This window comes from Acidobacteriota bacterium (assembly GCA_030774055.1).
GTDB lineage: Bacteria > Acidobacteriota > Terriglobia > Terriglobales > Acidobacteriaceae > JACPNR01.
Map to the genome: position 1 here is coordinate 1 of JALYLW010000027.1, position 6,077 is coordinate 6,077.

At 63.8% G+C, this 6,077-nt stretch carries 5 protein-coding genes and 1 riboswitch; of the genes, 4 read left to right on the forward strand and 1 reads right to left on the reverse strand.

The genetic code is table 11. From position 1 onward, the window contains the following. Window positions 1–2,153, reverse strand: a 2,153-nt coding sequence (locus tag M3P27_02235; protein MDP9267129.1) for an oligopeptide transporter, OPT family, incomplete at its 3' end; no start/stop codon positions are given. A 157-nt stretch (window positions 2,154–2,310) separates the two neighbouring features. After that, window positions 2,311–2,397: riboswitch (Fluoride riboswitch) on the forward strand. A 20-nt stretch (window positions 2,398–2,417) separates the two neighbouring features. Between M3P27_02235 and crcB the strand changes: the two genes are divergently transcribed. From crcB to M3P27_02255, 4 genes are all read left to right on the forward strand, one after another. After that, window positions 2,418–2,795 carry a fluoride efflux transporter CrcB gene (gene crcB / locus M3P27_02240; protein MDP9267130.1) on the forward strand — a complete coding sequence of 126 codons (378 nt, stop codon included), beginning with the start codon at window positions 2,418–2,420 and terminating at the stop codon, window positions 2,793–2,795. A 299-nt stretch (window positions 2,796–3,094) separates the two neighbouring features. Continuing rightward, window positions 3,095–3,829 (forward strand): ComF family protein, encoded by a 735-nt coding sequence (locus M3P27_02245; GenBank protein MDP9267131.1) that lies wholly within the window; start codon window positions 3,095–3,097, stop codon window positions 3,827–3,829. An 88-nt stretch (window positions 3,830–3,917) separates the two neighbouring features. Then, window positions 3,918–4,427, forward strand: coding sequence for an HNH endonuclease (locus M3P27_02250; protein ID MDP9267132.1), 510 nt, complete (start codon window positions 3,918–3,920; stop codon window positions 4,425–4,427). A 553-nt stretch (window positions 4,428–4,980) separates the two neighbouring features. Next, window positions 4,981–6,000, forward strand: coding sequence for a hypothetical protein (locus M3P27_02255; GenBank protein MDP9267133.1), 1,020 nt, complete (start codon window positions 4,981–4,983; stop codon window positions 5,998–6,000). Window positions 6,001–6,077: the final 77 nt, after the last annotated feature.

Here is a 6,077-nt window from a genome sequence, read left to right on the forward strand (position 1 = left end):
GTGGTCTCGAGCGGCTTGCGCGCGAAGTGGTAGAGCGAGTATGCCAGCGCGACGAACGTCACGACACCGATCCAATGCCCGACGGGCGAGCCGCTGGCCATCCAGGGAAGATGATTGCCCCAGGCGACGGCGCCTTCGGGGAGCCAGCCTTGCGTCTCCATCAGCTTCACCGCGATGCCCAGCAGTCCGACGATGCCGCCGGCAGCGATGAGTCCAGAAGCGTAGAGCGAGCCGGGCGAGACGTCCGTCTCTTCGGCCTTCTGTCCGGCACGTTCAGCGGCGGTTTCAGCCAGCCAGCGAACCAGGCCGCCAATAAAGATGGCGAGCGTGGTCGCCATCGGGATATAGAAGCCGACGGCAAAGGAGAGCGAGCGGATGCCGAGGAGTTCGATGGCGATCACCAGGAAGACGCCGAGCAGCACGAGCCCCCACGGCAGTTGCTGGTTCAAGATGCCGTTGATGACGGTGGCCATGAGGCGCGCTTGCGGCGCGGCGGCGCGCTCCGATCCGATGCCCTGGATCCACTGGATCTCGATCTGCTTGGTCGCGGGATTGTAGAGATATTTTCCGTCGGGCAGTTCGCGTGAGCCGATCGCGTTGATCACCTGGTACTGCGAACCGTTGACGGTCTGCAGGTGGGCGCCCTTGTCGTCCGTTACGCGGACCTGGGCGGGGAGTTCGACCTCTTGCACCGTGACGCCAGTAGTCAGGTTGTTGACGTCGATGGGACTGGTGGAGGTGAAGGGGCGGTAGGACTCGAGCCCTTTGTTCATGCCCATCAGGGTGATGCCGATAGCGAAGACGGAGACCATCACGCCGATGAGCAGCGCATACTGCTGTTTGCGCGGCGTGGCGCCGACGAGGAATCCGGTCTTCAAATCCTGCGAAGTGTTGCCGGCGTTGGCGGAAGCGATGCAGACGACGCCGCCGATGGAAATAGCGAGCGCGCCGAACGCAGGGCCCGTCCAGCCGAGCGCGAGGAAGACGGCGCAGGTGGCCATGAGCGTGGCGATGGCCATGCCGGAGATGGGATTCGACGAGGTGCCGATGAGTCCGGTAATGCGCGAGGAGACGGTGACGAAGAGGAATCCGAAGATGACGACGAAGATGGCGGCGGCAATGTTGGCGTACCAACTCGTGTGCGCGCCGGGTACGGGATAGAACGTGAGCATGGCCCACATCATTGCGAGGATCACGCCCGCGCCGATGAGCGCCCAGGACATCGGCAGATCGTCATCGGTGCGCTTGCGCGAGGCGACCCCGGCGGCGCCTTTTTTCAGATCGGAAAGCCCGGCGCTCAGTGCGGCGACGATGGTGGGAATGGTTTTCAGCAGCGTGATGAGGCCGGCGGCGGCCACGGCTCCGGCGCCCATGGGACGGATGTAGTAGCGCCAGAGTTCGTCCGGCGCCATGGCGGAGATGAGTTTCGGTCCGGGATAAAGCGGAGCGGTCAGATTGCCGCCGAAGAACTTGATGGCCGGCATGACGACGAGCCAGGCGAAGACGCCACCGGAAAAGATGACGCCGGCGATGCGCGGTCCGATGATGTATCCCACGCCCAGATATTCGGCGGTGGTGTTGGCGCGGATCGACGAGCCCGGCAGCCACTTCGGGTTATACGTTGGCGTGGATTGCCACGCCGAGAACATGTTCTCGTTCTGGAAGAGGGTGTAGAGCGAGCCGAGTCCCAGTCCCATGAAGACGCGGCTGGCAAACGAGCCGCCGCGGTCGCCGGCGATGAGCACGTCCGCACACGCGGTGCCTTCCGGATAAAGCAGGTTGCCGTGCTCCTTGACGATGAGCTGGCGGCGCAGCGGGATCATGAAGAGGACGCCGAGCCATCCGCCGAAAAGAGTGAGCAGGAAGATGCGCGCGTACTCGAGCGGGAAGCCGAGAAAGATGAGCGCGGGCAGCGTGAAGATAACGCCGCCGGCGATGGATTCACCGGCCGAGCCGGTGGTCTGCACGATGTTGTTCTCGAGGATGGTCGATTTGCCGAAGGCGCGCAGGATGCTGATGGAGAGCACCGCGATAGGGATGGAGGCCGCGACGGTGAGGCCGGCGCGCAGACCCACGTAGACGGTGACGGCGCCAAAGAGCAGTCCGAAGAAACCGCCGAGCAGGATGGCGCGCGGGGTAAACTCGGCGCGCATGTCCTCGGGCGGGACATAGGGTTTGAAAGTCTCGGCGGCGTTGGGGGTTACGTCAGTGGCCACGATTCCTCCTGCGGAGTCGGATGCACGGCGCGCAAACCGAGGAGGTTAGCATTCGCGCGGGTTGTGGCGCAATGTGAGTTGGGGATTTGGTAAACTCAAGCCTGGCGATGGAGTTCGCCATCTGCTTTTCAACCGCCGGCGGAGGAACGAATCCGGCCGAGCTGATAACTCCTACGATCTCACTCGCAGGAGGACTCCATCGTGGCCTACCTTTGGATCTCGATCGGCGCAGTGCTGGGCGCATGTGCCCGCTTTGCTGTCACTCATTACTCGTCCGTCAAGACCGCACACCATGGCTTTCCCTACGGCACGTTGTTCGTGAATGTGACCGGAAGCCTGCTCGCCGGATTCGTCCTCGCCTACGTCGCGGGACGCGCGCAGCTAGATAGCCGCTGGCAGCTATTCCTGGTCACGGGATTCTGCGGCGCGTACACCACGTTCTCCGCGTTTGCGTTCGAGACGGTGAGCTACGCGCAGGAAGGGCGCTGGGGATTGTTCGCGCTCAACTTCATCCTGAACAACGCACTCTGCCTGGCGGCGGTGCTGGCGGGAACGCGCGCGGCGGCGGCATCGGCCTAGCCGTTTGTGGAGGAGCGGGCATTCTCGGTTATACTGAGGCATCCTTGAGGAGGCTCGTCTTCAGGAGTAGTGAGCTAATCCGGGCCCAAGGGCAAGACCTGCCGGAGAGTAGCCGGACGTCTGGGACCCTGTTTGCGCTCGTCGAAGGCCTCTTCTCAACGCTTTTTCCTTCCGCCTGCCGCTTCTGCAACGCTCCACTCGAAAACATCTCGCGGCTGCCCGTGTGTGAGGATTGCCTCGCGCGTGCCATTCATGTCCCAACACGGGGAGAGTCGTGTTTTATCTGCGGCGAGAGGGTGATGGCGGGGAGATTTACGCCCAGCAGCGGCGGGGACGCCGCCGCACCAGCCGGCGAGACGCCGGCGCTCATGTGCGGGATGTGTGAGCTACAGCGGCCTCCGTATGAGCGGGCGCTGGCTTACGGTCCTTATGACGGCGCGCTGCGCGAGCTCGTCCATCTGCTGAAGTACGCGCGCGTGCACACCGCCGCGCCCGTGCTCGGGCGGATGCTGGCGGAGGTGATTGTTGGTTTGGAGATCGTTGGAACGAACGGCGGGTCCGAAAAAGTGCTGGTCGTTCCTGTGCCGCTCTATCAGAGCAAGCAGAAGCAGCGCGGATTCAACCAGGCGCTCGAAGTCACGCGCACGGCCCTGCGCTTTATGGCGCCGGTGGCGCGCGGGAGATACGAGCTGGCGGCGGAGCGCCTGCTGCGCGTGCGCGACACAGCGTCGCAGACCGGGCTCACGCGGCATCAGCGGCGCGAGAACGTTCGCGGGGCTTTTGTTGCTGCAGACCCTGAGAGCTTGCAGGGCGCGACCGTGCTGGTGGTGGACGACGTCTTCACCACCGGCACCACGGTGACGGAGTGCACCAAGGTGCTGCGGCGCGCGGGCGCCGAGAAGGTCTATGTGGCGACGGTGGCGCGCGTGCTGAAGAACGATGCCGCGTTGATCGAGCCGGACGTCGTTCAAGCATTCGAGGACGTTCAAGCGATCGAGGACGAACCCACTAAGAGCAGGGCAGCCCATGCATAAACACGGGACCCACGCTCGGCAGAATCCGCATACCCATCCCCAGCCGGTGAAGCCAAACGGCAACGGCAACGGGAATGGGAGCCAGGCGATGCATCAGCCGGTGCTGGTGCTGAATGCGAGCTACGAGCCCATCAATATCTGCGCGGCGCGGCGCGCGATCGTGCTGGTGCTGAAGGGCGTCGCGATGACGGAGGAAGAGAATGGGCACTACCTGCACGCGGCGCGCATCGCGATGCGGGTGCCGAGCGTGATCCGGCTGGTGGAATATCGCAGGATCCCGCACCAGACGCGGGCGCTCTCGCGGAAGAATATCCTGCTGCGCGATCGCAACACCTGCCAGTACTGCTTGCGCATCCTGCCGGCGGCCGAGCTCACCCTCGACCACGTGATCCCGCGCTCGCGCGGCGGGCTCTCCACCTGGGAAAACCTGGTGGCGTGCTGCCAGGAGTGCAATCGGACCAAAGGGAACCAACTGCTGCATGAGGCGGGGCTGAAGCTGACGCGCGAGCCGCGGGCGTTCACCCTGCATACTTCGCGACACATCATGCGGATGATCGGACGCAGCGACGCCAAGTGGCGTAAATACCTTTTTTATTGAGGGTCGCCGCAACGGCGGCGGACCGCGCCTGCGTCGCCCCTCGCGCTCTGCTTGCCCGCCGCGGCGGGCTCGCTCCCCGCTCACCCCACCGTGAATCTTCAACTTTCTGAGGGATGGCCGATCCGGCGATCCCTCACTCGTTACCCTCCAAGAAAAGCGCTCGAGGCTAGCGACCAGCAGCTAGGAGCTGATTGCCAGATGTGGGTAGGAAGGTTCCCACATACTGGCACGGGGGCGGGCGAGAGGCGGGGCGGTCCTCTGCTTACCTACGCAGAATCAATGACTTAGCCGTTGTTGCGGGACAGGGACTTGGCAGGGTAACTGCAGGATAAATGACTAGACGGGAGCCGACATTGGCTCCGCCATACGGCGTCACCTTCCGAACGACAGTCAGGGAAGCCGAGCATAAGGGCGACCGACCTTCGGGCAGAGCTGCGGAGCGATCGCCGGAAGCAACCTGACGGAACGCTTGAAAGCAAACGTGGGAAGCAGAGCGTGGGAAGCAAGTAGGAAGTAAACGTAGGACGTAAACCTGGAAGAACCTGGAGAAGTAATGGCAGAGAATGTGATGGACCACATCGTCGCTGAGCTACGTGGCTCGGCGCTGGAATTGTTTGCTGGACACACCGAGCTGAAGAATGTCCGCGTGGTCGGGCACACGCCCAAGACCGACCACTACACCTATGACATCGTGGTGGACTCTTCGGACGCGAGTGAGCGCGTTTCGGCGAAGGTTTATCGCGCGTCGAAGTGTGGCGCGGCGGGCGCGAAGCAGATGGCGAAGACCGAGTTTGGGAACCTGACCTACGTCCACAAGATCTTCGAGAAGAAAGCGCTTTCGGGAGTGCCGCGTCCGCTGGGCGACTTCACCGAGGTCGGCGCGGTGGTCACGGCGAAGTTCAGCGGGCTGCCGTTGCAGTCCGTCATCATGAAGGCGGCGCTCTTGCCGGGATACGCCGACCACGACGTGCTCAAGCTTTCGGCACGCAAGGCCGGGGAATGGCTGCGCAGCTTCCACAACGCCACCGCCGACATGCCGGTGGCGTTCGACGGCGCAGGCCTGCTGGCAGAGCTCGCCGCGGCGTGCGAGCGTTGCCGGACGGAAGGCCTCGAAGACGCGTCGATCCGGACGATCCTCGCGGGTGCGAAGTCGGCGCTGGCGCGGGTGAAAAAAGCGCTGCCGCATGCGGCGGTGCTCAACGACTTCACGCCGCTGAACATCATCGTGAACGAGAACGGCGTGGGCTTCTGCGATTACGCCAAGATGAGCAAGCGCGGCGTGGCCTTTGCCGACGCGGCGCAGTTCCTGGCATGCGTGGAGGCGCTGGAGAAGTATCCCTTCTGCAATCGTGAGATCACCGGCGAGGTGCAGCAGGAGTTCCTGGCGGCGTACGGTGTTTCGCCGACGGAAGAAGCCGTGCTGCGCGTGCTCAAGATGAAAGCGCTGCTGCGGATGTTCGTGCAGGGCCGTGGGATGAAAGAGAGCGCCGTGCGCAAGAAAGTGATGTGGGCGACGGTGATGAAGCGGTTCATCCAGAACGCGGCGCAGCGGTCGCTTGCCCCCGCCGCGTGATTGCCGGTTGCCAGGGAAATGCGAAAGGAAAGGTGCACAAGGCCCCGCGAGAGCGGGGCCTTTTCGTTGTGCTGGCG